This is a genomic window from Streptomyces sp. NPDC046379, assembly GCF_055587785.1.
Genome location: NZ_JBVJFP010000023.1, coordinates 58,262 through 79,556, shown reverse-complemented (window position 1 = coordinate 79,556; position 21,295 = coordinate 58,262). Strand labels below are relative to the sequence as shown.

Annotated in this window: 22 protein-coding genes; 7 read left to right on the top strand and 15 right to left on the bottom strand. The window is 72.4% G+C overall.

Going from position 1 to position 21,295, the window contains the following annotated elements:
* Positions 1-12 precede the first annotated feature (12 nt).
* Both ACZ6KF_RS30455 and ACZ6KF_RS30450 read left to right on the top strand, forming a co-directional pair.
* On the top strand, positions 13-1,353 hold the full coding sequence (locus ACZ6KF_RS30455; RefSeq protein ID WP_469241314.1) for a 3-oxoacyl-ACP reductase: 1,341 nt from the start codon (positions 13-15) through the stop codon (positions 1,351-1,353).
* The gene (locus ACZ6KF_RS30450; RefSeq protein ID WP_356632406.1) at positions 1,354-2,262 is read left to right on the top strand and encodes a MaoC family dehydratase; all 909 of its coding nucleotides are present in this window, start codon (positions 1,354-1,356) and stop codon (positions 2,260-2,262) included.
* Between the two features lie 62 nt (positions 2,263-2,324).
* On the opposite strand, the gene ACZ6KF_RS30445 is transcribed toward ACZ6KF_RS30450, so the two are convergent.
* The 11 genes from ACZ6KF_RS30445 to ACZ6KF_RS30395 form a co-directional block, all read right to left on the bottom strand.
* Positions 2,325-2,969 (bottom strand): TetR/AcrR family transcriptional regulator, encoded by a 645-nt coding sequence (locus ACZ6KF_RS30445; protein WP_356632408.1) that lies wholly within the window; start codon positions 2,967-2,969, stop codon positions 2,325-2,327.
* Positions 2,970-3,015: 46 nt separating this feature from the next.
* Entirely contained in the window at positions 3,016-4,338 is a 1,323-nt protein-coding gene (locus tag ACZ6KF_RS30440) for a dicarboxylate/amino acid:cation symporter (RefSeq protein ID WP_356632410.1), read from the bottom strand.
* 71 nt (positions 4,339-4,409) lie between these two features.
* The gene (locus tag ACZ6KF_RS30435; protein ID WP_356632412.1) at positions 4,410-4,511 is read right to left on the bottom strand and encodes a putative leader peptide; all 102 of its coding nucleotides are present in this window, start codon (positions 4,509-4,511) and stop codon (positions 4,410-4,412) included.
* Between the two features lie 148 nt (positions 4,512-4,659).
* Positions 4,660-4,959, bottom strand: coding sequence for a DUF4229 domain-containing protein (locus tag ACZ6KF_RS30430; protein ID WP_356632414.1), 300 nt, complete (start codon positions 4,957-4,959; stop codon positions 4,660-4,662).
* Between the two features lie 115 nt (positions 4,960-5,074).
* Positions 5,075-5,599 (bottom strand): GNAT family N-acetyltransferase, encoded by a 525-nt coding sequence (locus ACZ6KF_RS30425; RefSeq protein ID WP_469241312.1) that lies wholly within the window; start codon positions 5,597-5,599, stop codon positions 5,075-5,077.
* 16 nt (positions 5,600-5,615) lie between these two features.
* On the bottom strand, positions 5,616-6,263 hold the full coding sequence (locus ACZ6KF_RS30420) for a UdgX family uracil-DNA binding protein (RefSeq protein WP_356632418.1): 648 nt from the start codon (positions 6,261-6,263) through the stop codon (positions 5,616-5,618).
* A 91-nt stretch (positions 6,264-6,354) separates the two neighbouring features.
* Positions 6,355-7,518, bottom strand: coding sequence for an aminofutalosine synthase MqnE (gene mqnE, locus ACZ6KF_RS30415; protein WP_356632420.1), 1,164 nt, complete (start codon positions 7,516-7,518; stop codon positions 6,355-6,357).
* Between the two features lie 50 nt (positions 7,519-7,568).
* The gene (locus tag ACZ6KF_RS30410) at positions 7,569-8,024 is read right to left on the bottom strand and encodes an Lrp/AsnC family transcriptional regulator (RefSeq protein ID WP_356632422.1); all 456 of its coding nucleotides are present in this window, start codon (positions 8,022-8,024) and stop codon (positions 7,569-7,571) included.
* 86 nt (positions 8,025-8,110) lie between these two features.
* Positions 8,111-8,788: a UbiX family flavin prenyltransferase gene (locus ACZ6KF_RS30405; protein WP_356632424.1), complete on the bottom strand. Its 678-nt coding sequence runs from the start codon at positions 8,786-8,788 to the stop codon at positions 8,111-8,113.
* Positions 8,789-8,892: 104 nt separating this feature from the next.
* Positions 8,893-9,795, bottom strand: coding sequence for a menaquinone biosynthesis prenyltransferase MqnP (mqnP, locus tag ACZ6KF_RS30400; RefSeq protein ID WP_469241310.1), 903 nt, complete (start codon positions 9,793-9,795; stop codon positions 8,893-8,895).
* A complete protein-coding gene (locus ACZ6KF_RS30395; protein WP_356632428.1) occupies positions 9,792-11,249 on the bottom strand; it encodes a menaquinone biosynthesis decarboxylase in 1,458 nt (485 codons plus the stop codon). Before ACZ6KF_RS30395 ends, mqnP begins: the two co-directional genes overlap by 4 nt.
* An 88-nt stretch (positions 11,250-11,337) precedes the next feature.
* Here ACZ6KF_RS30395 and ACZ6KF_RS30390 point away from each other — a divergent pair, with 88 nt between their 5' ends.
* From ACZ6KF_RS30390 to ACZ6KF_RS30370, 5 genes are all read left to right on the top strand, one after another.
* Entirely contained in the window at positions 11,338-11,688 is a 351-nt protein-coding gene (locus tag ACZ6KF_RS30390) for a PLD nuclease N-terminal domain-containing protein (RefSeq protein ID WP_469241307.1), read from the top strand.
* Positions 11,689-11,809: 121 nt separating this feature from the next.
* On the top strand, positions 11,810-12,499 hold the full coding sequence (locus ACZ6KF_RS30385) for a DUF6232 family protein (protein WP_356632432.1): 690 nt from the start codon (positions 11,810-11,812) through the stop codon (positions 12,497-12,499).
* On the top strand, positions 12,496-12,840 hold the full coding sequence (locus ACZ6KF_RS30380; protein WP_469241305.1) for a hypothetical protein: 345 nt from the start codon (positions 12,496-12,498) through the stop codon (positions 12,838-12,840). The genes ACZ6KF_RS30385 and ACZ6KF_RS30380 overlap by 4 nt, the downstream gene beginning before the upstream one ends.
* Positions 12,841-13,195: 355 nt before the next feature.
* The gene (locus ACZ6KF_RS30375) at positions 13,196-15,289 is read left to right on the top strand and encodes a hypothetical protein (RefSeq protein ID WP_469241304.1); all 2,094 of its coding nucleotides are present in this window, start codon (positions 13,196-13,198) and stop codon (positions 15,287-15,289) included.
* Positions 15,290-16,912 carry an ABC transporter substrate-binding protein gene (locus ACZ6KF_RS30370; protein WP_469178352.1) on the top strand — a complete coding sequence of 541 codons (1,623 nt, stop codon included), beginning with the start codon at positions 15,290-15,292 and terminating at the stop codon, positions 16,910-16,912.
* 72 nt (positions 16,913-16,984) lie between these two features.
* Here ACZ6KF_RS30370 and ccsB read toward each other — a convergent pair whose 3' ends face one another.
* The 4 genes from ccsB to ACZ6KF_RS30350 are packed head-to-tail and all read right to left on the bottom strand — an operon-like array spanning position 16,985 to position 21,286.
* On the bottom strand, positions 16,985-18,109 hold the full coding sequence (ccsB, locus tag ACZ6KF_RS30365; protein WP_469160066.1) for a c-type cytochrome biogenesis protein CcsB: 1,125 nt from the start codon (positions 18,107-18,109) through the stop codon (positions 16,985-16,987).
* Positions 18,106-19,863 carry a cytochrome c biogenesis protein ResB gene (resB, locus tag ACZ6KF_RS30360; RefSeq protein ID WP_469241302.1) on the bottom strand — a complete coding sequence of 586 codons (1,758 nt, stop codon included), beginning with the start codon at positions 19,861-19,863 and terminating at the stop codon, positions 18,106-18,108. Before resB ends, ccsB begins: the two co-directional genes overlap by 4 nt.
* A gap of 3 nt (positions 19,864-19,866) precedes the next feature.
* Positions 19,867-20,637 carry a cytochrome c biogenesis CcdA family protein gene (locus tag ACZ6KF_RS30355; RefSeq protein ID WP_356632444.1) on the bottom strand — a complete coding sequence of 257 codons (771 nt, stop codon included), beginning with the start codon at positions 20,635-20,637 and terminating at the stop codon, positions 19,867-19,869.
* Position 20,638: 1 nt separating this feature from the next.
* Entirely contained in the window at positions 20,639-21,286 is a 648-nt protein-coding gene (locus tag ACZ6KF_RS30350; RefSeq protein WP_356632446.1) for a TlpA family protein disulfide reductase, read from the bottom strand.
* Between the last annotated feature and the right edge of the window lie 9 nt (positions 21,287-21,295).

Here is a 21,295-nt window from a genome sequence, read left to right as displayed (position 1 = left end):
AGGGAGTGACGCATGGCCGACCGCTATCTGCGCTTCGCGGGCACCGCCCCGGGACGCTTCCTGACCCGGCGGCTCGGCCTGCCCCGCCCGGCCCCGCTCCTGCGCTGGACGCCCGAACGGCCCGCCCTGCCGGGGGGATTGCTGCACCTGACGGCCGGCGACTGTGCCCTCGACCTCGCGCCCGTCCTCGCACGCACCGGCCTCGCCCCCGTCACCGGGCCCACCGGCACCGCGCCCGCCGACCGCACCCCCGCCGCAGTCGTCCTCGACGCCACCGGCGTCCGGGACGTCCCCGCCCTCGCCGGAGTGCACGCGGCCCTCCGCCCGGTCGTGCGGTCGGTCGCCGAAAGCGGCCGGATCGTCGTGGTCGGCGCGCCCCTCGACCCCGCCGACCATCACCAGTCGGCCGCCCAGCAGGCCCTGGAGGGCTTCGTCCGCTCCCTCGCCAAGGAGACCGGCGGCGGCCGGACCGTGAACCTCGTCCGGCTGTCGGACACGCCGGTCGACGCGACGGCCGCCGAGTCCACCCTGCGCTTCCTGCTCTCCCCCAAGTCCGCCTACGTCAGCGGGCAGACGATCCGGGTGGACGCCACCGCCGCCCCGGTCGCCGCCGACCCGGACCGCCCCCTCGCCGGCCGCACCGCACTGGTCACCGGTGCGGCGCGGGGCATCGGCGCGGCCGTCGCCGAGGTGCTGGCGAGGGACGGGGCGCGGGTCGTCGTCCTGGACGTGCCGGCGGCGCGGGCGGACGCGGAGCGGCTCGCGCAGCGCCTCGCCGGCAGCGCGCTCGCGCTCGACGTCACCGCGTCCGACGCGGGCGGGCGGATCGCCGCCGCGCTGCCCGACGGGCTGGACGTACTGGTGCACAACGCGGGCGTCACCCGGGACCGGCGGCTGGCCAACATGCCCGCCGAGCAGTGGGCCGCGGTCCTCGACGTCAACCTGGCCGGCGTGCTGCGGGTCACCGACGCCCTGCTCGCGGACGGCACGCTGCGTCCCGGCGGGCGGATCGTGGCCACCTCGTCCATCGCGGGGCTCGCGGGCAACGCGGGGCAGACCAACTACGCGGCGAGCAAGGCGGGGGTCGCCGGCCTGGTGCGCTCGCTCGCGCCGCGTGCCCTCGCGCAGCACGGGGTGACGGTCAACGCGGTCGCGCCCGGCTTCATCGAGACCCGGATGACCGCGGCCGTGCCGCCGCTGATCCGGGAGGCAGGCCGCCGGATGAACTCCCTGGCCCAGGGCGGCCTGCCGGTGGACGTCGCCGAGACGGTCGCCTGGCTGGCCCACCCGGGCTCGGGCGGGGTCAACGGGCAGGTCGTACGGGTCTGCGGCCAGAGCCTGCTGGGGGCGTGAGTGAGCGACGGCATCCGCACCGCCACCCTCGCAGCCCCGCCCGCGCTCGCCCCGGCCCTCGCGCGCGGCGCGCTGCTGTCGCCGTTCAAGCGGCCCCGCGCGGGCGCCGGTTGTCCCGCCGACCGGCTGGTCCTGCCCGGCGTCCGGATCGACCTGGCCCGGCTGGCCGCCTACGAACGGGTGTGCGGCTTTCCGACCGGTGAGGACGCCCTGCCCCTCACCTACCCGCACGTCCTCGGTTTCCCGCTCGCCATGCGGCTGATGAGCCACCCGCGCTTCCCGCTGCCCCTGCTCGGCCTGGTGCACACCTCGATCGACATCGCCCGCCACACGGCGACGCCCGCCACCGGTGTGTACGAACTCGCCGTGCACGTCGCCGGGTTGGCGCCGCACCGGCGCGGGACGGAGGCGACGGTGGTGACGGGGCTGCGGCGCGACGGGGACGTCGTGTGGGAGTCGACCAGCACGTATCTGGCACGGCATCGCACAGCGTCCGGGCAGCGCGGGCCGTCGGGACCGTCCGGGCCGTCCGATGCTCCACGGAAGCCGGAGGGCGCACGGCCGTCGTTGCCCGTCCGCGGCGAGTGGCGGCTTGCGGCGGACCTCGGGCGGCGGTACGCGGCCGTGTCCGGGGACCGCAACCCGATCCATCTGCACCCGCTCGGCGCCCGCCTGTTCGGCTTCCCGCGGACGGTCGCGCACGGCATGTGGACGGTGGCGCGCTGCCTCGCCGCGCACGGGACGCCCGAAGCGGCGCTGGTGCGGGCGCGGTTCAGGGCGCCGGTGCTGCTGCCCGCGACGGTCCGGCACGCGGCGGCGGACGACGGACGCTTCGCCCTGCACGGCGACGGACGGACCCACTTGGAGGGCAGTGTGCGCCCCGCCGACCCGTCAGACGGCCGGCGGTGACCAGACGCGCTCCGCCGACCCGTCGGACGACCGGCCGCGCCCCGGCCCGGCCCGCCGCCCCGTCACGCCACCGGCGGTGACCAGGGCCGCCCCGCCATCAGGTTGCCGAGCCCGGCCCAGGCGAAGTTCATCAGGGTGCCGGCGGCCTGGCGTGCGGTGACGCCGGGGGTGGCGTTGGCCCAGTCGGCCAGCGACTCGGCGGCCCCCACCAGCGCCTCCGCGAGACCGGCGAACTCCGGCTCGGCCCCGTTCGGCGCGCCGTGCGCCTCGCGGGCCGCGTCGCCTATCAGTTGCGTGACGAAGGAGACGATCTCGGTGCGCATGGCGGACACTTCGGCGGCGAAGGTCTCACCGTGGGTGCGGGCCTGGATGTGCAGGATCGACCAGCCGTCCGGGTGCCGGGCGGTGTGCGTGAAGAACGCCAGGAGCCCGTCCCAGAGTTGGCGGTCGGCCGTCCGGTCCGGGTGGACGCCGGCCCGGACGGCCTCGGTCAGCGCGGCGCCCTCCCGGCGGATGCACGCCGTGAACAGGTCGTCCTTGGAGTTGAGGTAGAGATACACCAACGGCTTGGAGACGCCCGCGAGTTCGGCGATGTCGTCCATGGACGCCGCCATGTATCCCCGTTGTCCGAAGATCCTCACGGCCGCGTCCAGCATCTGCTGCTCACGGACCGCACGCGGCATCCGCTTGGTCTTCACGGCACCCATGGACACCAGCCTACGGTCCGTTGGCAGGTGGCCGGGACGGTCGCGCTCAGGCGGCCGCGGCGACCGTGTCGCGCGGCTGCGGCTCGTCCACCGGGGAGCCGCCCGCCGTGTCGTAGGCCTCCCGGTCCAGCAGTCCCTCGCGGGCGGAGACCAGGACCGGCACCAGTGCCTGTCCGGCGACGTTGGTGGCCGTGCGGATCATGTCCAGGATCGGGTCGATGGCCAGCAGCAGGCCGACGCCCTCCATGGGCAGGCCCAGCGTGGACAGGGTGAGGGTCAGCATGACCGTCGCGCCGGTGAGACCGGCGGTGGCGGCGGAGCCGACGACCGAGACGAACGCGATCAGCAGGTAGTCGCCGACGCCGAGCTGGATGTCGAAGATCTGGGCGACGAAGATCGCGGCGATGGCCGGGTAGATCGCGGCGCAGCCGTCCATCTTGGTCGTGGCGCCGAACGGCACGGCGAAGGAGGCGTATTCGCGCGGGACGCCGAGGCGCTCGGTGACCTTCTGGGTGAGCGGCATGGTGCCGACCGAGGAACGGGAGACGAAGGCCAGCTGGATGGCGGGCCAGGCGCCCTTGAAGAACTGCAGCGGGCTCGCCTTGGCGACGGTCGCGAGCAGCACCGGGTAGACCACGAAGAGGACGATCGCGCAGCCGACGTAGACGTCGGCGGTGAAGGTGGCGTACTTGCCGATCAGGTCCCAGCCGTAGGTGGCGATGGCGTACCCGATGAGGCCGACGGTGCCGAGCGGGGCGAGGCGGATGACCCACCACAGGGCCTTCTGGAGGAGTTCGAGGACGGACTCGCTCAGGGTGAGGACGGGCTGGGCCTTCTCGCCGAGCTGGAGGGCGGCGACGCCGGCGACGGCGGCCATGAAGACGATCTGGAGGACGTTCAGCTGGGTGAACGGCGTGATCACGTCGGTGGGGACGATGCCGGTCAGGAAGTCGATCCAGGAGCCGGCGGTCTCGGGCTTCGCCCCGTCGCGCGGGGTGAGGCCGGTACCGGCTCCGGGGTTGGTGACCAGGCCGATGACGAGGCCGACGGCGACCGCGATCAGCGACGTGATCATGAACCAGAGGAGGGTGCGGGAGGCCAGGCGGGCCGCGTTGTTCACCTTCCGCAGGTTGGTGATCGAGACCAGGATGGCGAAGAAGACGAGCGGGGCGACGGCGAGCTTCAGCAGGCCGATGAAGGTGCCGCCGGTCTTCTCCAGGGTGGTGACGAGCCAGGACAGGTCCTGGGCGCGGGCCAGCCAGCCGAGCAGGACGCCGAGGACGAGGCCGGCGACGATCTGGGCCCAGAAGGGGACCTTGGGTATCCGGGAGATTCCGGGCAGGGTGAAGGACTTCGTGTTCGCGGACACGGACGACTCCGTTGGGGAAGACGCGCGGGGAACCGTCGCGGAGGGACGGCTGGGGACGGTGGGGGAAGACGTCAGGGGCGACAGGTCGCCGACGCGCACCGGCAGAGGTCCACATGCAGGCGCGCCACGAGCGCGAGGCCCGGGAGTGCGGAGAGCGCGGCTGCTGACTTCATGCCACGACTTTAACACCACAGCTTTGGGACACCCAAAGCCTGGCTTTGATGGGTGCGGACGCGCGATCACCCGCACATTGCAAGTCCGTGAAGCCTTCGGCGGAACCGCGGCGGTGAAACCGCCGCGAGCCGCGGGAACGAGCGGGCCCTACGACGCCCGCCCCTGCGCCCGCGCCTCGTCCACGGCGTCGTCCTCCTGGCTGCGGTTGGCCTCCAGGCCGGCCTTGACCTGGTCCACCTTGCGCACGATCTGCTCGGAGGCCCGGTCGCGCTCCTTGCGCAGCACGACGAAGCTGATCGGCGCGGAGATGACGAGGGCGAGCAGCAGCACCCACATGCCGTTGGACTCGCCGAGACCGCGCGGGACGACGCCGGAGTAGACGAGGCCCCAGACGACCACGAAGCAGCCCACGAAGATACCGAGGCGCATCAGCGTGTAGCGGAGCATCTCAATCCACTCTTCCGTTTCCCGGGGTCCGCAGGGGTCCCGCATGTCCGAACCGTGCCCATGAGGGCCACCGTCCAGTGAAGCACGCCCGGCGCCGGTCCCCCGCAACGGGGGCTCAGTGCAGGGGCAGCAGCATGGTGACGTCGTCGCGGTCGTCTCCGGGGGCGACGCGGATCGCGCCGGGGACGCGGCCGACCTCCTTGTAGCCGCAGGAGGCGTAGAAGTTCTCCAGGCCGAGGCCGCCGCGGCAGGTCAGGCGGATCGCCTCGATGCCCTCGAAGCCGCGGGCGGCGTCCGCGGCGGCGGCGAGCAGGTCGCGGCCGTAGCCCTTGCCCTGGTGCCGGGGGTGCACCATCACCGTGTACAGCCAGACCCAGTGGGTCATCAGCCGGTGGGTGTTGAAGGTGAGGAACGCGGTGGCGGCGATCTGCCCGTCCGCGTCGTGCCCGACGAGCAGCCGGGTGCGCCCCTCGGCCAGCGCGGGGAAGTACTTCATCAGCTCGGGCCGTACGTTCTCCCGGGTCACGGGCGGGACGAAGCCGACGGCGCCGCCCGCGTTGGACACGTCCGTCCACAGGTCGAGGATCCCGTCGCGCAGGGCGGGATCGACGGCGGGGTCGAGAGTGAAGGTAAGGGGCATGGCCGCATCGTAGCCATTACATCTCCTGTGCCGCCACCCTCAGATCGGCGACCAGCCCCTGGTACGCGCCTTCCCGGTCGTCCGCCCGCAGCACCGACGACGGGTGGACGGTGGGCACCAGCCGCTCGGGGCGACCGTGGATCTCGCGTTCCAGCACCGTGCCGCGCACCTCGCCGACCTTGAACGACGATCCCAGCAGCGCCTTGCCGGCCGTCGCGCCCAGCACCACGATCAGCTCGGGTTCGACCACGGCCAGCTCGGCGGCGAGCCAGGGCCCGCAGGCGGTCATCTCCCGCAGGCTCGGCGCCTTGTGGATCCGGCGCTTGCGGGGCTCGGCCTGCGTGAACTTGAAGTGCTTGACGGCATTGGTGACGTACGCCTCGCCGGGGTCGATGCCGGCCTCGGCGAGCGCCCGGTCGAGCAGCTTGCCCGCCGGGCCGACGAACGGCCTGCCCCGACGGTCCTCCTGGTCGCCGGGCTGTTCCCCGACGAGCATGACGCGGGCCGACGCGCTGCCCGCGCCGAAGACGGTCCGGGTGGCGTCGCGGTGCAGGGGGCAGCCCCGGCAGCCGGCCGCGGCCTCGCGCAGGGCGTCGAGATCCGCACCGCGGGGGACGAAGGGGTCGGCGGTGTACTGGTCCTCGGGAGCCAAGGTGTCGGCCATGGAGTCCGGGTACCCTCCGTCGTCCCGCGGACCCGCGTCGGCCGCGGGTGGTCCGTGGCTGGTCGGCCCGCGGCCGGGGCGCGACCGGGCCTCACACCCGCATCGGCTGCGGCGCCTCCCGGCGGGCGGGGTCGGGGCCCTCGTACTCCCGGATGATCTCGTAGCGCGTGTTGCGCTCCACCGGGCGGAAGCCCGCGTCGCGGATGAGGTCGAGCAGGTCGTCGCGGGTGAGCTTGTTCGGGGTGCCGTAGTTGTCGGCGTCGTGGGTGATCTTGTACTCGACCACCGAGCCGTCCATGTCGTCGGCGCCGTGCTGGAGGGCGAGCTGGGCGGTCTGCACGCCGTGCATGACCCAGAAGACCTTGACGTGCGGGACGTTGTCGAACAGCAGCCGGGAGACGGCGAACGTCTTCAGGGCCTCCATCGGCGTGGCCATCCTCGTCCGGGCCTGGAGGCGGTTGCGGACCTTGCCGTCCTTCATGTCCACGAAGTCGTGCTGGTAGCGCAGCGGGATGAAGACCTGGAAGCCGCCGGTCTCGTCCTGGAGTTCACGCAGCCGCAGGACGTGGTCCACGCGGTGGCGGGGCTCCTCGATGTGCCCGTACAGCATGGTCGAAGGGGTCTTGAGACCCTTCTCGTGCGCCAGCCGGTGGATGCGGGACCAGTCCTCCCAGTGGGTGCGGTGGTCCACGATGTGCTGCCGCACCTCCCAGTCGAAGATCTCCGCGCCGCCGCCGGTGAGCGACTCCAGACCGGCGTCGATCAGCTCGTCCAGGATCTCGGAGGCGGACAGCCCGGAGATGGTCTCGAAGTGGTGGATCTCGGTGGCGGTGAACGCCTTCAGCGAGACGTTCGGCAGGGCGGCCTTCAGCTCGCGCAGGGAACGCGGGTAGTAGCGCCAGGGGAGGTTGGGGTGCAGCCCGTTGACGATGTGCAGCTCGGTGAGGTTCTCGCCCTCCATCGTCTTCGCCAGCCGCACCGCCTCCTCGATGCGCATGGTGTACGCGTCCTTCTCCCCGGGCTTGCGCTGGAAGGAGCAGTACGCGCAGGAGGCGGTGCAGACGTTGGTCATGTTGAGGTGGCGGTTGACGTTGAAGTGGACGACGTCGCCGTTCTTCCGCGTCCGCACCTCGTGGGCGAGCCCGCCGAGCCAGGCCAGGTCGTCCGACTCGTAGAGCGCGATGCCGTCCTCGCGGGTCAGCCGCTCGCCGGAGCGGACCTTCTCCTCCAGCTCGCGCCTCAGCCCGACGTCCATGCCGATACCTCTTTCCTCTGCTCGACTCGCTCCACCGTACGCCCGCGGGATCAGACCTCTTCGGGCAGCTCTCCCACGCGGTTCTCCCACTTGGTGGAGAGCACGATGGTGGTACGGGTGCGGGAGACGCCCTTGGTGCCGGAGAGCCGCCGGATGATCTTCTCCAGGCCGTCGACGTCGGTGGCGCGGACCTTGAGCATGAACGAGTCGTCGCCGGCGATGAACCAGCAGTCCTCGATCTCCGGCAGGTCCTTGAGCCGGCGGGCCACGTCCTCGTGGTCGGCGGCGTCGGAGAGGGAGATCCCGATCAGGGCGATGACGCCGAGGCCCAGCGAGGCGGCGTTCACGGTGGCGCGGTAGCCGGTGATGACGCCGGCCGCCTCCAGCCGGTTGATGCGGTCGGTGACGCTCGGTCCCGACAGGCCGACGAGGCGCCCCAGCTCCGCGTAGGAGGCCCGGCCGTTCTCTCTCAGGGCCTGGATGAGCTGCCTGTCCACGGCGTCCATGCGATCGAAAGCCTTCCGCTGAAGAGTTTGACGATACGGGGGGTTGGTTGGCGGGTGTGACGGGTGCTGCGGGGGTGCGGTGGCGCTCAGGGGGTGCGGGAGCCGCCGATCCCGCCCTGCCAGCGGCGGTAGAGCGTGTGCGGCACGCCCACCGCGTCCAGGACGCGCCCGGCGACGAAGTCGACCAGGTCCTGGATGTGGGTGGCCCCGGCGTAGAAGGCGGGCGAGGCCGGCACCACGGCCACGCCGGCGTCGTCCAGGGCGACGAGGTGACGCAGCGTCTGCCCGTTGAGCGGCGCCTCGCGCACGGCGACGGCCAGCGGGCGGCGCTCCTTGAGGGTGACGCTCGCCGCCCGCTGGAGCAGGTCCTTCGACAGCCCGAGGGCGACACCGGCGACGCAGGCGGTGGAGGCGGGCACGACCACCATGCCCTTGCTGGGGTACGACCCCGAGGACGGCCCCGCGGCCAGGTCCCCCGCGGGCCAGTGCCGTACGCGGTCGCCGCCGAGGTCCACGTCGAAGACGTGCGGCTTGCCGTCGGCGCCGCGCGCGAGCCAGGCCGCGAGGTCCTCGCGCCAGTGGGCGTCCCGGAAGGAGACGCCGGTCTCGTCCAGCAGGGTGAGCCGCGAGGCCCGGCTGACGACCAGGTCGACGCTCTCGCCCGCGTCCAGCAGCGCCCGCAGCACGGCGGCTGCGTAGGGCGTCCCCGATGCCCCGGACACTCCCACGATCCAAGGCTTGCGCTGCGTTTCTCCTGCGTTCACATCTCGAGCCTACCGGCGCACGGGACCCTGCTCAGGACCGGCCGGACGCCCGGGGGTCGACGGGGAGGCGGCCGGCGGGCACTCGGCGGTGGGCCGCACCGTCATCAGACCGTCAGCCCCCGCACCACGAGATCCGCCAGCGCGCACACGAAGAGGGCGATCCCGATGAACCCGTTGACGCTGAAGAACGCCCTGTTCACCCGCGAAAGATCATGCGGCCGCACGATGGTGTGCTCGTACAGGAACGCGCCCGCGACGATCAGCAGGCCCAGCCACAGGAACGCGCCCCCGTCCGTGGCCAGGACGTACCAGGCGAACAGGGCCGTCGTCACGGCGTGGCAGGCGCGGGCCGACCAGATGGCGGCGGGGACGCCGAATCGGGCCGGGACCGACTTGACGCCGGTCGCGCGGTCGGCGTCGACGTCCTGGCAGGCGTAGATCAGGTCGAAGCCGCCGATCCACACGCCCACGGCGAGGCCGAGGATCACCGCGTCCCAGGACCAGGCGCCGGTGACGGCCAGCCAGCCGCCGACGGGGCCCATGGCCTGGGCGAGACCGAGGATGGCCTGCGGGAAGTTCGTGAACCGCTTGCCGTAGGGGTAGACCACCATCGGGATCACCGCCACGGGGGCCAGCGCCAGGCACAGCGGGTTGAGCAGGGCGGCCGAGCCGAGGAAGACGGCGAGCGCGATCAGCGCGCCGGTCCAGGCGTGCCGTACCGACATCGCGCCGGTGACCAGCTCGCGCTGGGCGGTGCGCGGGTTACGGGCGTCGATCTCCCGGTCGATGATCCGGTTGACGGCCATCGCGAAGGTGCGCAGGCCCACCATGCAGACGGTGACCAGCAGCAGCTCGGTCCAGTGGATGTTCTCGTCCACCTCGTACATCGCGGTCAGGGCGGCGATGTAGGCGAAGGGCAGTGCGAAGACGGAGTGCTCGATCATGACCAGGCGCAGGAACGCCCGGGTCCGTCCCGGCCGTGGCATCGCCGCGGAAGCCGTGCTCACAGGCCGTACTCCTTCCAGCGGCGGTCGACCTTCGCCGCCGTCTGCGGGTCGGACAGGACCATGTCCGGCCATCCCCCGTCGCGCGTGTACCCCTCCTCGGGCCATTTCTTCGTCGCGTCGATGCCTGCCTTGCCACCCCAGAACTGCTGGTAGGAGGCGTGGTCGAGGTGGTCGACGGGGCCTTCGACGACCGTGAGGTCGCGGGAGTAGTCCGTGTTGCCGAGCGCCCGCCAGGCGACCTCGTGCAGGTCGTGGACGTCGCAGTCGGCGTCCACGACCACGATGAGCTTGGTCAGGGACATCATGTGCGCTCCCCAGATCGCGTGCATCACCTTCTGGGCGTGCTTGGGGTAGCGCTTGTCGATGGAGACGATCGCGCAGTTGTGGAAGCCGCCGGCCTCGGGCAGGTGGTAGTCCACGATGTCCGGGACGATGATCTTGAGCAGGGGCAGGAAGAAGCGTTCCGTGGCGCGGCCCAGGGGGCCGTCCTCCGTCGGGGGGCGGCCGACGACGATGGACTGGAGGAGCGGGCGCCTGCGCATCGTCACACAGTCGATCTTCAGCGCGGGGAACGGCTCCTGCGGGGTGTAGAAGCCGGTGTGGTCGCCGAAGGGGCCCTCGGGCAGCATCTCGCCGGGCTCCAGCCAGCCCTCGATGACGACCTCGGCCTGCGCGGGCACCTGGAGCGGGACGGTCTTGCAGTCGACCATCTCGATCCGCTTGCCCGCGATGAACCCGGCGAACAGGTACTCGTCGATGTCGCCGGGGAGCGGGGCGGTGGAGGCGTACGTCACGGCGGGCGGGCAGCCGAAGGCGATGGCGACGGGCAGTCGCTCGCCGCGGCGGGCGGCGACCTGGTAGTGGTTGCGGCTGTCCTTGTGGATCTGCCAGTGCATGCCGATGGTGCGCTTGTCGTGGCGCTGGAGGCGGTACAGGCCGAGGTTGCGGACGCCGGTGTCGGGGTGCTTGGTGTGGGTCAGGCCCAGGTTGAAGAAGGAGCCGCCGTCCTTGGGCCAGGTGAACAGCGCGGGCAGCGCGTCGAGGTCGACGTCGTCGCCGTGCAGGACGACCTCCTGGACGGGCGCGTCGGAGGACTTCACCTTCTTCGGCGGCACATGGGTCATCGCGCCGAGCTTGCCGAAGGCCTCGCGCACGCCGACGAACCCGTGCGGCAGCTCGGGCTTGAGCAGCCCGCCGATCTTCTCACTGATCTCGCCGTACGACGTCAGCCCGAGGGCCTTCAGCAGCCGGCGGTCGGTGCCGAACACATTCATGGCGAGGGGCATCGAGGAGCCCTTCACCTTTTCGAAGAGCAGTGCGGGTCCGCCCGCCTTCTGCACCCGGTCGACGATCTCCCCGACCTCCAGGTAGGGGTCGACCTCCACCTTGATGCGCTTCAGGTCCCCGTCGCGCTCCAGTGCCCTGAGCAGGGAGCGAAGATCGTCGTAAGCCATGCGGCCCAGTATCCCCGAGGGGCTACCCTGGCCCTGTACCTGGGGGCCGTGCCCACGGTCCCGACCGTCCCTTCCGCTGGAGACGCCCATGCTCCGGGTGCTGATGTTCCTGCTGCCGCTGGCGCTGAGCATCTACGCGTTCATCGACTGCATCAGCACGAAGGACGACGACGTCCGTCACATGCCCAAGCCGCTGTGGGCGATCCTCGTGCTGCTGTTCCCGCTGGTCGGGTCGCTGTCCTGGATCATCGCGGGCAAGCGGCGCAGTCCGGCCGCCGACGGCTGGTCCGGCGTGCGCGCCGGCGGGGGCCGCTCCCGGCAGTGGGTGGCGCCCGACGACAACCCCGAGTTCCTGAAGTCGCTGGACGAGGACGGGCCGAAGGACACCGGCCCGGACGCGGACCCGGACCCGGACGACAGGCGGCGCGACCAGACCTGAGCCGGAGCCCCGAGCCGGGCTGGCGAGGCCGGAAAAGGCGGCGTGCGGGGGCGGCGTCCCCCGCTACTCTTCCTCCCCCGACGACGGGCTCAGCCATCCTTCAGCAGGGGACGCCGCAGACATGGACACACCCGAGAAACCGGCCGCGCCGCCGCAGGCCCCGCCCCGCACTCCGCCGCCCGCCTTCCCCACCCAGGCGTCGAACGACGGCGCCAGACCCTGGCACGACCGCACCCCTCCTCCTCCGCCCCCGGCGTTGCCCCCGCACCTCGGCGCCGGCGTCGAGATGCGGGTCGACAAGCGGCTGCTGTGGGTCGGCGGCGCCGCCTACCCGCTCCAGAACATCACCCGCGTCCACACCTTCCTCCTCACCCCGCGCCGCGGTGAGGCGACCGTGAACTTCTTCAAGCGCGCCGCGATCATCCTGTCGGTGGCGTTCGCGCTGACGATCCTCGGCGGCATCACGAGCCTCGCGAACGAAGGCGCGGCGGAGACGATCATCAATCTCGTCTGGATCGGCGCCGTCGCGGCGCTCATCTGGTCCGCCGTGGAACTGGGTTCCGTCCTGACCGCGTCCTCGCACTGGGTGATGGCCGTGGAGACGTCCGGCGCGTCGACGGCCCTGGTCACCAGCAGGGACACGACGCACCTCAACCAGCTGGTCGGGCACGTCGTGCACGCGATCGAGAACCCGGAGGCCGAGTTCCAGGTGAAGGTCGAGACGCTCACCGTCAACCCCCGGAACTACTACTTCGGGGACAACGTCAACATGTACGGCGGCAGCGGCAACGTGGGGATGACGAAGGCATGAGCGGCGACAGCATCAACTACGGCGACACGGTCAACATGTACGGCGGCAGCGGCAACACCGGCATGGTGAAGAACTCCGCGCCGGCCGCCGCGCTGGATCCCCAACTGCGTTCGGCCATCGAGGCGTTGATCGAGCAGCTGCGCGAACTGCGCGAGCAGGTGCCGCCGCTGACGGCGCGGACGATCGACGAGTCCCTCCCGGTCCTCGCCCCCGACGCCGCCGTGCCGGTCCAGGCCCGCACCCGTGCCCTGATGGCGGTCGCGGGCGTCGCCGCGACCGCCGGGGCGCTGGGCGTGCCGATCGTGGAAGCGGTGAACGCGATCCTCCAGCTGCTGGCGTAGGCGGGCCCTGCGGCGCCCGGCCGCCGCAGGCAGGCAGACCGACGCGGCCGGGCGGGTGGACGACCGGCACGGCCGACCGGGCCGGTGGACGACCGGCGTCCCACCGCGGCCTGGCGGGCGGAACGCTGGCGGGCGGAACGACTGGTCCCGTCGGCCCCCGTCCCCTCCCGGACAGGGGCCGACGCCTTACGGCCCCGCTCCCTCCCGGCCCCGTCCCCCACCGGCCCCGTCCCCTCCCGGACGGCCTGTCTACGCCCCGCGTTCATTTCGTAACCCAACGGACACCACTGCATCTGGTCGGGACCAACTCCCTCTCCTTACCCTTGGGTTGGGATCGTTGCCAGGGGGAGGCGCGGTGGGCAGAGGGTTGCACGGGCGCGGGGCGCTGTTCGATGTGGATCCACCCGGTCTCGTCCCCCGGCTCGTGGGCCTGCGTCCCCATCAGCACCGGGTCTGCCCGGTGGAGTACGAGCGCGAGCTTCCGCTGCTGGTCCTCACCGGCGCGCGGGGCGTCGGGAAGAGCGCCGTCCTGCGGGAGTTACGGGCCGCGTACAAGGGGCACACGCCGGTCGCGTTCGTGGACTGCGCCGACCCCGAGTTCGCGGCGCCCCCGACCGGGCGGCCCGCCGAGGCGTGGTCGCCGCTCGCGCAGGCCCTGCTGGTGGCCGCCGAGCAGCTGGCCGAGCCGGTCACCGGCGCCGGGCGGATCCAGTTCCCGCGGCTGATGGCGGGCCTCGTCGCGGTCGCCGCGGCCGGCTGGGAGGACGCCGATTCGGGGCGGATCCGGCGCGAGGTGGAGCGCATCCTGCTGCTGAACGAGAGCGCCGCCCGCATCACCGGCCTCGCCGGACGCTGGGCCGGGCGGGTCGCCGCCAAGGTGGTGGCCGCGGCGACCGGCACCGGGGCGCTGCTGACGGCGGCCGTGGAGACGACGCTGGAGTCGCTCGCCGAGGGCATGGCGGGCCGGCGCCGGCAGCGCGCGGCGACCTGGTACCGGGACTACCCCAACGCCGGCGGCCACGCCGAGCGCGGGCTGATGCTGCTGTCGGGGCACTTCCGGGCCGGCGGCACCTCCCGCGAGCACGCCGAGCGGTTCCTCGTCCGGGCGATGCTCGCCGACCTGGCCGACGCGTACGCCGGAGTCCTGGCCCGGATGCAGCGGATCGGCCGGCCCCTCGTCCTCGTCGACAACGCCCAGACCGCGCCCGGCGCCGGCCTGATCGACGCCGTGCTGCGCGACCGCGCGGACGGCGTCGCCGACCAGGTGGTGTTCGTCGCCGGTCTGCGCGGCGACGGCGCCCACCTGCGCAACGCGGTGCGCCGGGAGCTGCCCCAGGTGGTCCGGCGCAGCGGCTGGACGCCGGACCCGGCGGCCCCCTCCTCGCGGGCGCTGGTCGTGTCGCTGTCGCCGCTGAGCCCCGACGACACCCTGCACATCGTCGGCGCGGCCCGCGACCTGCTGCCCGTGCCGCCGCAGCTCCCGCACGCCACGCACCGGCTGACCGGCGGCAACCCGCTCGGCATCACCGTGCTCGCCGAGGCCTCCGCCCAGCATCCCGACGCGGCCTCGCTCGGCGACCTGCTCGTGGCGGACGTACGGCTCGCCGAGGACCAGGAGGCCGTGCCCGCCTACCGGGAGCTGCTCGACCGGCTGGTCCCCGCCGACCGGCTGGAGGAGCTGACCGTGCTGGCCGCCGCCCACGACCACGACTCGGCCTGCGCGCTCGCCGGGGCCCTGCTGCCGGACACCTTCGGTCCGGCGGACGTCCGCGCGCTGCAGGCGCGGCTGGCCGAGGAGGGGCTGCCGGTGGTGCCGGAGCAGTTCGTGGGCAGCCCCTTCGTGCGGACGCTGCTGCTGCTGCGGCTGCACCACCGCGACACCGACCACGCCCGCTGGCGCCTGGCCCACGAGGCGCTGATCCGGCACTACGCGCCCGCCGCCGGCGCCACCGACCCGCACGCCCGCTTCCGGCTGCACCACCAACTGGCTCTGGGCGTCGACGAGTCGGCGATCGCCCACCTGCGGGACTCCTTCGCCTCCCTCGACCCCCTCGCCTGGCTCACCGCCCTGCGCTTCCTCGCCTCCGCGCCCTACTTCCACGCCCACGACGCGGACGGCCGCGACTTCACCGGCCGGGACGACCGGCGCGCCGCCGTCGCCCTGGGCCGCCTGCAGCGGGACGACTCGGTGCCCGCGGGCGCGGACCCGGTGCTGCACCTGCGGATGCGGCGGCTGCTGCACGCGGTGTGGAAGGTGACCGATCCGCTGGTGCTGCCCGACCCGGAGGTCTGCGACCGGATGCGGTTCGAACTGGAACAGCTCTCCAATCTGCGCCCCGCGGGCAGCGCCCCGCTGTGGCGGGCCTCGCGCGAGTGGCCCGAGGACGCCCTGCTGGGCCGGCCGCTGCGCATCCCGGGCGACGACGACCGCGACGACGAGGGGGCATAGATGGCACGGGGACTGGGCGTGTGGCTGCGCGAGGACGTGTGGGAGATCCCGCTGCGCCGCTACCTCGCCATCCTGCTCGCGACGGCCCTCGTGGCCGGGCTCGTCGTCGGCGTGCGGGCCCTCACCCGCGAGGACCGCTCCTGCGCGCCCGGCGTCGTCCGGCCCGAGGGCAGCACGGAGTGCGTCGGGGTGTCGGCCACGGCGTACGACTTCGGGCGGGAGCGCCTGGCCAAGGTCATCGCGGCCATCGACAGGGAGAACCGCTCGCTGGAGCCGGGCAGTTACGTCACCGTCGCCCTGCTGGAGCCGTTCACCGCGAAGGAGGACAACACCATCACCGACGTGCTGCACGAGGTGCAGGGCGCGTATCTGGCGCAGTACCGGGCCAACCACCAGACGCACGAGGCGGGTCCGGCGATCCGGCTGGTGCTGGCCAACCCCGGCGCGACCGGGGCTCACTGGAAGTACACGGTCGACCGGCTGGCGGAGATGACCAAGGGGCCTGACAGGCTGCGCGCGGTGACCGGCGTCAGCGTGAGCTCCGAGGGGAACAAGCTGGCCGTCACGGAGCTGACCAGGCGTGGCATCCCGGTCATCGGCTCGTCCATCACCGCCGACGACATCGCCAACGGGCAGCGGGGCAGGGAGCCCTTCCCCGGCCTCGCCCGGGTGGCGCCGACCAACACCGACCTGGCGAACGCGCTGAAGCACTTCGCCGACATACCGGCGAAGCGGGCGATGCTGGTGCACGCCAAGCCGGGCGACCCGTACACGCGCACGCTGCAGAGGTCGTTCGCGCGGATCGTCGAGGGTTCGCCGTACGAGCCGAAGCCGTTCAGTCCGCCCAGGGACCACAACAAGGAGGGGTCGACCGCCAACACCTTCGAGCAGATCACCGACATCCTGTGCGACACCCCGGACACGACGGACACGATCCTGTTCGCGGGCCGGCACGTCCAGCTGCGCCAGTTCATCAACGCGCTGGGCGCCCGCGGCTGCACGGACCGCAGGTTCACGGTGCTGGCGGGCGACGAGGGGTCGTATCTGACCGGTGACCGCAAGCTCGACCGCGACGCCCTGACCCGCCAGGGCAGCAAGCAGCCCGTCGTCGTCCGGTACACCGCCCTGGCCCATCCGAAGGCCTGGTACGAGGACGAGAGGACCGGGTGGAACCCGCCGGCCACCGGCGGCTCGGTGGACGACATCGAGAGGCTGCGCATGCTGATGAAGGGCGCCACCCCGGCACACGAGCAGGGCGAGCGGAACACGTTCGGCGGCGTCACCGACATCACCGCCATCCCCGACATCGGCGAGATCGGCGACACGGCCCTGGACGACGGTCAGCTGATCATCGCCTACGACGCGATGGCGCTCGCGGTGCGCGGCATCCGCGGGGCCGGAGGCGGCGGCGTCCCGTCGCTCGGGCAGGTCCGCAACCAGTGGCCGCAGGTCCAGGGGGACGAGCAGCGGGTGGACGGGGCGAGCGGCTGGATCTGCCTGAACAGCTCCGGCAACCCGGTGAACAAGGCCGTGCCCATCGTGGAGCTGACGCCGGAGGGCCGCACCCGCTTCGTGCGCATCGCCTGGCCGGAGAAGGAAGCGCCGACGGAGTGCATCTCCTGACGACGGCGGGCGGGCCGGTTCCCCGACGCGATCCGCGTCGGGCAACCGGCCCGCCTGCTCGCCCTGCCGCTGTCAGAACCCGGCCGACTGGAGCACGCCCAGGCCGACGTCGGCGTAGGAGTGCTTGCCGGTGACGAAGATGTTGACGCCGTAGTAGTTGAACAGCCAGCAGCCGAACGCCAGCAGGGCCAGGTAGGCGGCCTTGCGGCCCTTCCAGCCGGCGGTGGCGCGGGCGTGCAGGTAGCAGGCGTAGGCGATCCAGGTGATGAAGGACCAGGTCTCCTTGGGGTCCCAGCCCCAGTAGCGGCCCCAGGCGTCACCCGCCCAGATGGCGCCCGCGATGATCGTGAACGTCCACAGCGGGAAGACGGCGGCGTTGACGCGGTAGGAGAACTTGTCCAGGGATGCCGCGGCGGGCAGCCGGTCCAGCACCGAGCTGGCGAAGCGGCCGGGGGTGCCGCCGGAGGCGAGCTTGGTCTCGTGGGAGTCCCGGAACAGGTAGAGGATCGTGGAGACCGCGGCGACGTAGAAGACCGCGCCGCACAGGATCGCCGTGGAGACGTGGATCCACAGCCAGTACGACTGGAGGGCCGGGACCAGCTGGTCGCTCTCGGTGTACAGGACGGTGACGGCGAGACCGAGGTCGAGCAGGACGGTCGTGGTCAGGGGCAGTCCGAGCCAGCGCACGTTCTTCCGCAGTGCGAGCAGCGTGACGAACACGCCGACCGCGACCGTGGAGAAGGTGATGTTGAACTCGTACATGTTGCCCCACGGCGCCCGCTCCACCGACAGGGCGCGGGTGAGGACGCCGCCGAACTCGATGAGGAAGCCGAGCACGCTCAGCGCGACCGCGATGCGCCCGTAGAGGTCGCCCTTCTCGGTGCCGCCGTGCGCGCCGGGGCCGTCCGGCACGTCCCGGTCGCCGCCGGTGGACCGGGCGACGACCTTCGGCCGTTCGAGCACGGCGGTGCCGCCGCCCGTGCGGACGGTGACCGCGGGCGCGCTCGCCGCGGCCGGTGCGGTGAGGGCGGCGGCGGTGCGACCGACCCTGCTACGGCTGCCGAAGATCCATTCGGCGATGTAGGCGAAGAAGGCCAGCGTGTAGACGGCCATCGAGGAGTAGATCAGCGTGTTGCTCAGGTTCGCGAGGTTCTCGTTGGTTGCTGCGGCGAGATCCGTTGCGGCGGCGAGAGTCACTTCTCAGCCCCTTCGGCAGATGCAGATACGGCGGGGTCGGCGGGGTCGGACGGTTCGTCGGGGTCGTGGCCGGGCTCCGGTGCGCCCGGAGCCTTGTCGTACAGGACTGCGGCGAGGTCGCCCAGTTCCTCGGGCACCTTCGCGGACTCGCTGCGGCCGAGGCCGGCCATCTCCACGACGGTGACGCCGTCCTCGCCGCGCACCGCGCGCACCCACACGCGGCGGCGCTGGACGAACAGGGAGGCGGCCAGGCCGACGGTCGCGACGGCCGAGCCGCCGAGCGCCCAGCCGCTCGCGGGCTGCCGGGCGATGTTGAAGCTGGCCCACTCCTGGACGCCCTCGAAGGTGACCGACCCGGCGCCGCCCGGCAGTGTCATGGTCTCGCCGATGGCCAGCCGCTTCTTGAACAGCTTGCCGTCGGCGTCCTTGAACTCCTTGAGGTGCTTCTTGTTCAGCTGGTACACGCTCTGCGGGATGCCCGAGTCGACGCCGAGGTCGCCGTGGTACGCCGACAGCGCCAGCCGCGGGTTCAGCAGCGCGGGGAACTGGGAGACCATCGTGCCCCGGCCCTCGCCGGCGAAGGTCGGCACGAAGAAGGCGTTGAAGCCGAGCTGCTCCCGCTTGCCCTCGGGGCTGCGGTAGCCGTCCATGACCTTGATCGCGCCGGTCGAGGTGACGAACCCGTCGAGCGGCAGCAGCGGCACGGCCTCCTTGTCCATCACCACGTTGCCCTTGCCGTCCCGGACGGTGACGACGGGCGCGTAGCCGTGGCTGCCGAGGTGGACCTTGGTGCCGCCGACCTCCAGCGGGTCGTTGACGGTGATGGTGGCCTTCCGCTCCTCGCCGTAGGCGCCGACGCTGTAGTTGACGTGGGCCGCGTAGGTGCGGGCGGTGCCCTGGTTGGGGCCCCGGGTCTCGTAGGTGCCCTCGAACTCCTCGAGGTTGAAGCTGAACGGGTCCAGGTCGTCCTGGGTGAACAGGCTGCCGGAGCGGAAGTCGTCGTACTGCGTGAGGGTGTTGGCGAACCCGTCGCCCTCCAGCACCAGCTTGGTCCCCTCCGACTTGTACAGCTGCCCCCAGCCGAAGGCGACCAGCAGCACGATCAGCGCGATGTGGAAGGCGAGGTTGCCGACCTCGCGCAGATAGCCCTTCTCGGCGGCGACCGCGTCACCGGCGGCGTGCGCCCGGAAGCGGCGCTGCCGCAGCAGTGCGAGGGCGGCCTCGCGCACCTGCTCGGGCTCGGCCCCGGTGCGCCACGTCGTGTACGCGGGCAGCCGGGTCAGCCGGCGGGGCGCCGTCGGCGGGCGTCCGCGCAGCTGGCCGACGAACTGCCAGGTGCGCGGGACGATGCAGCCGATGAGGGAGACGAACAGCAGGATGTAGATCGCGGAGAACCACACCGAGCTGTAGACGTCGAACAGGCCGAGCCGGTCGTAGATCGGCGCGAGGCTCTCGTGGCGCTGCCGGAAGTCGGCGACCTGGGTGGGGTCGACGCCGTTCTGCGGGATCAGCGAGCCGGGGATCGCGGCCAGCGACAGCAGCAGGAGCAGCAGCAGCGCCACCCGCATCGAGGTGAGCTGCCGCCAGAACCAGCGGAGCCAGCCGGTGACGCCGAGCGCCGGCAGGTGGGGCGCCTCCTCACGGGGGGCGGTGGACAGCTGGGAGCCGGCGGCGCTCAGCTCCTGCTCCTCGCCCGGGACCGGGGCCGCGGCCTCGGTCCGGGTGGTTTTCTCGGTGGTCTCTGTGCTGCTCATCGATCAGATCCCCACAGTGAAGCCGTTGGACCAGGTCTGCATCTCCTGCACGAGGCGGTCCCACGCGCCGGTCAGCAGCAGCAGCCCGGTTGCGATCATCATGACGCCGCCGATGCGCATCACCCAGACATAGTGGCGCTTGACCCAGCCGAACGCGCCGAGGGCCTTGCGGAAGGCGATGGCGGCGAGCACGAACGGCACACCCAGGCCGAGGCAGTAGGCGATGGTGAGTACGGCCCCGCGGCCGGCGCTGGCCTGGTTGGAGGAGAGCGCCAGCACGGAGGCGAGGGTCGGGCCGATGCAGGGCGTCCAGCCGATCCCGAACAGCGCGCCCAGCACGGGGGCGCCGACCAGGCCGGCCACCGGCCGCTTGTGGAAGCGGAACTCCCGCTGGGTGAGCCAGGGCATCAGGCCCATGAAGAACACGCCCATCAGGACCATGACGACGCCGAGCACCCGGGACAGGGTGGTCTGGTGCTGCTGGAGCGTGGAGCCGAAGTAGCCGAAGAGGGCGCCGCCGGACACGAAGACGGCGGTGAAGCCGAGCACGAACAGGGAGGCCCCGGCGGCCATCCGGCCGCGTCTGGCCTCGGCCAGGTCGGTGCCGCTGACCCCGGTGACGTACGAGAGGTAGCCGGGGACCAGGGGCAGGACGCAGGGGGAGAAGAAGGAGACGAGTCCGCCGAGCAGCGCGAGCGGGATCGCGAGGAGCAGGGCTCCGTTGAGGACCGTCGCGTTGGTTCCGGTGGCGGCGAGCACGGACGCTGCGGTCACGTCACTTCTCCGCGAGCACGGGGGCGATCATCTCGCGCAGCTTCTTCTCGCTGAGCGCCTGGAGGGTGCGCGCGGCGATCTTCCCCTCCCGGTCGACGACGAGGGTGGAGGGCACGGCCTGCGGGTTCAGGGTGCCCTTCGCGAAGCGGAGCATCAGCTTGCCGGTGGGGTCGTACAGGCTCGGGTAGGTGACCCCGAACTCCTTCTCGAAGGCGCGGGCGAGGCCGGTGCTGGCGTCGCGGGTGTTGATGCCGACGAACTCGACCCCGTCGTCCTTGAGGTCCTTGTACACGGCCTCGAAGTTCTTCGCCTCGGCGCGGCAGGGCGGGCACCAGGAGCCCCAGACGTTGATGACGACGACCTTGCCCCGGTGGTCGGCGACGTCGACGTGCCCGCCGGAGACCGTCTTCCCGGACAGTGCGGGCAGGGCGGCCCGCTCGCCCTTCTCGACGGTGTCGACGCCGTCGGACCCGGCGACGAAGTTGGTGCCTCCGCCGCCCCCGTTGGTGCCTTCGGAGCACGCGGAGACGGCGGCGAGCGCGGCGAGCAGGACCGCGGCCGACGCCGCTCTGCGGATCGGCGGAGCGGCGCGGCGACGGGTGCGGCGTGGGCGGTTCGAGCGCAGGGAGGCGCGGCTGGCGGCACTCATGTGAAAAGT

Coding starts and splice junctions, on each gene's coding strand:
- ACZ6KF_RS30455 (WP_469241314.1), top strand. CDS start 13: ATGGCCGACCGCTATCTGCGCTTCGCGGGCACCGCCCCGGGACGCTTC.
- ACZ6KF_RS30445 (WP_356632408.1), bottom strand. CDS start 2,969: ATGGGTGCCGTGAAGACCAAGCGGATGCCGCGTGCGGTCCGTGAGCAG.
- ACZ6KF_RS30435 (WP_356632412.1), bottom strand. CDS start 4,511: ATGAAGTCAGCAGCCGCGCTCTCCGCACTCCCGGGCCTCGCGCTCGTG.
- ACZ6KF_RS30430 (WP_356632414.1), bottom strand. CDS start 4,959: ATGCTCCGCTACACGCTGATGCGCCTCGGTATCTTCGTGGGCTGCTTC.
- ACZ6KF_RS30425 (WP_469241312.1), bottom strand. CDS start 5,599: ATGCCCCTTACCTTCACTCTCGACCCCGCCGTCGATCCCGCCCTGCGC.
- ACZ6KF_RS30420 (WP_356632418.1), bottom strand. CDS start 6,263: ATGGCCGACACCTTGGCTCCCGAGGACCAGTACACCGCCGACCCCTTC.
- mqnE (WP_356632420.1), bottom strand. CDS start 7,518: ATGGACGTCGGGCTGAGGCGCGAGCTGGAGGAGAAGGTCCGCTCCGGC.
- ACZ6KF_RS30410 (WP_356632422.1), bottom strand. CDS start 8,024: ATGGACGCCGTGGACAGGCAGCTCATCCAGGCCCTGAGAGAGAACGGC.
- ACZ6KF_RS30395 (WP_356632428.1), bottom strand. CDS start 11,249: ATGGCTTACGACGATCTTCGCTCCCTGCTCAGGGCACTGGAGCGCGAC.
- ACZ6KF_RS30390 (WP_469241307.1), top strand. CDS start 11,338: ATGCTCCGGGTGCTGATGTTCCTGCTGCCGCTGGCGCTGAGCATCTAC.
- ACZ6KF_RS30385 (WP_356632432.1), top strand. CDS start 11,810: ATGGACACACCCGAGAAACCGGCCGCGCCGCCGCAGGCCCCGCCCCGC.
- ACZ6KF_RS30380 (WP_469241305.1), top strand. CDS start 12,496: ATGAGCGGCGACAGCATCAACTACGGCGACACGGTCAACATGTACGGC.
- ACZ6KF_RS30370 (WP_469178352.1), top strand. CDS start 15,290: ATGGCACGGGGACTGGGCGTGTGGCTGCGCGAGGACGTGTGGGAGATC.
- resB (WP_469241302.1), bottom strand. CDS start 19,863: ATGAGCAGCACAGAGACCACCGAGAAAACCACCCGGACCGAGGCCGCG.
- ACZ6KF_RS30350 (WP_356632446.1), bottom strand. CDS start 21,286: ATGAGTGCCGCCAGCCGCGCCTCCCTGCGCTCGAACCGCCCACGCCGC.